A 2466-nucleotide genomic window follows, 5' to 3' on the forward strand; every position below is an offset into this window, starting at 1 on the left:
TCTTTGCATTGTTTGTCAAAGTCGGCCGGAACCGGCGCCATGCGATACGGTCGGCTTGCGTTTTCCGGCCCGATTGACGATCCTACGCACTTTCCGGCTCGCGCCGTTCGTCGTGCGCGCCAGCCAGCGGCGCCGGGCCGCGTTCGGCCCGACCGCCGTGCCTCACGGCGCCTGCACGCGATCGGCGTGCACCGCAGCGGGGCAGCCGCATCGCGGGTCGCCGCGCATCGTCCGGCAACCGGCCCCGTCTCACCCGTTCTCCCCGGCGCCGCGCCGTTTCCCCGGCCGGCAATCCGAACCCGCCCGCCGAGGGCTTTCGTTATTCCGTTTATGTTTCGTTCCCTGACGACCCTGATCAAGAAGTGGCGCGCGTCGCGCAATGCCGGTCACCAGCTCGATGCGCTGCTCGCGCACGCCGACGCCGATGCGTCGTACGCCGAGCGCAGCGAATGGCTGATCGAGCTCGCGCACTGGCTGCGCCGCACCGGCACGATGCAGGCCGCGCCCGACGCGCCGGCCGATCGCGACGCCGATGCGCGCGCGTATCCGGCCCATGCGCGGTTGCGCTACCTGTTCCACGTGCTCGATCGCAATCCCGCGTGGAAAACCCACGCCGCGCGCATCCTGCGCGGCATCCTGCGCGAGTGCGACGGCATCTCGCTCCTGTGCGACGCCGGCATGCCCGTGCACTCGGGCTTCTTCGGCGCGCTGTTCGAGCGGATCGACGCGTCGCTGATCCCGCCCGCGCCGAACCGCCGCGAGCTGTCCGCGCTGTTCACGCTGATGTTCCCGACGCCGGAAGACGCGCAATGGATCGACGCGCTGCCCGACGATCTCCTCACGCGCCTCGCCGAGCTGATCTCGTTCGACGTCACCGACGAAGAGCGCCACGAGCCGGGCTCGTTCTCGCGCGACCTGCTGGCCGCGCTGCACAACCTGACCTGCCAGATCAGCTCGACCGGCCTGTCGCAGACGGTGCGCAGCCGGCTCTCAGACGACGACGCACGCAAGCCGCTCGAAACGCAGCCGTTCTACCGCCTCACGCGCGCGATGCTCGCGGTCGAGACCGCGCACGCGGCCGTCGAGGACGGCGGCGACCCGAGCAAGCTGCTGCACGAGGTGAACTACCTGCGCGTGCTGCTCGACGAATGCCGGATCGCCGTCGACGACGTGTTCTCGCACCTGTACCGCAACGGCGTGTCGGTCGACATCGTGTTCCAGGTCGAACGGATGCGCATGCGCATCGTGCGCGCCGAGATGCTGCTGAACGCGTGGATGGCGCGCGACGACCTGCACGGCATGGCGCACCTGACGGCCGAGCTCATCGACGCGAACCACAACAGCCAGAGCGTGTCGCACCTCGTGCGCAGCAACTTCTCGCTGTTCGCGCGCAAGCTCGTCGAGACCAACGCGGACACCGGCGAGCACTACATCTCGCGCGGCCGCGCCGAGTACCTGAAGATGCTGCGGATGGCCGCGGGCGGCGGCCTCGTCACGGTCGTGACCGTGTGCGTGAAGTTCGCGATCACCGGCGCGCACCTGCAGTCGATGCTCGAAGGGCTGCTCGCGGGCGTCAACTACGCAGCCAGCTTCATGCTGATGCACTTCCTGCACTTCACGCTCGCGACCAAGCAGCCCGCGATGACCGCGCCGACCCTCGCGCGCGAGCTCGACGACACCGGCCACGAGGAAGGCGTGAAGGCGTTCGTCGCGTCGGTGATCGCGCTGATCCGCACGCAGGCCGCCGCGATTTCCGGCAACGTACTCGTCGTGCTGCCCGTGTGCCTGCTGGTGCAGCTGTTCGCGGGCAACGTGATGCACGCGAACCTGATCTCGCCGGAGAAGGCGCACGCGACCCTGCACTCGTTCTCGCTGCTCGGCCCGACGCCGCTCTACGCGGCGCTGACCGGCGTGCTGCTGTGGGCGTCGAGCCTGCTCGCGGGCTGGGCCGACAACTGGTTCGTGCTGCACCGGGTCGGCGACGCGCTCACGTACAACCGCCGGCTGCGCCTCACGCTCGGTCAGGCCGGTGCCGCGAAGCTCGCGCACTTCTGCCGGTCGAACGTGGCCGGCGTGGTCGCGAACGTCGGGCTCGGCCTGATGCTCGGCCTCGTTCCGGCGATCGTCACCGTGTTCATGTTCCCGTTCGAGGTGCGGCACGTGACGCTGTCGGCCGGCTCGATCGGCATCGCGCTCGGCGTGCTGGGCAAGGATACGCTCGGCACGCCCGAGCTGTGGTGGGCCGGCGCCGGCGTGCTCAGCATGGCGATCCTCAACGTGCTCGTGAGCTTCGCGCTCGCGTTCACGATGGCCGTGCGCTCGCGCAGCCTGCGCCGGACCAAGGTGCGCGCGCTCATCGCCGCGATCGTCCGCACGGTGCTGTCGAATCCGCTCGCGCTGTTCTGGCCGGGCAGCAGCCCAGCCGCGCGCGCCGGCCAGCCGGGCTCGCACTGAGCCTGCTGCGGC

At 69.9% G+C, this 2466-nt stretch carries 1 protein-coding gene; it reads left to right on the forward strand.

Going from position 1 to position 2466, the window contains the following annotated elements; genetic code table 11:
• The first annotated feature begins 330 nt into the window (after positions 1 to 330).
• Positions 331 to 2454: a site-specific recombinase gene (locus G3N98_RS38875; RefSeq protein ID WP_206151085.1), complete on the forward strand. Its 2124-nt coding sequence runs from the start codon at positions 331 to 333 to the stop codon at positions 2452 to 2454.
• Positions 2455 to 2466: the final 12 nt, after the last annotated feature.

This window comes from Burkholderia sp. Tr-20390 (assembly GCF_017104595.1).
Taxonomy (GTDB): Bacteria; Pseudomonadota; Gammaproteobacteria; order Burkholderiales; family Burkholderiaceae; genus Burkholderia.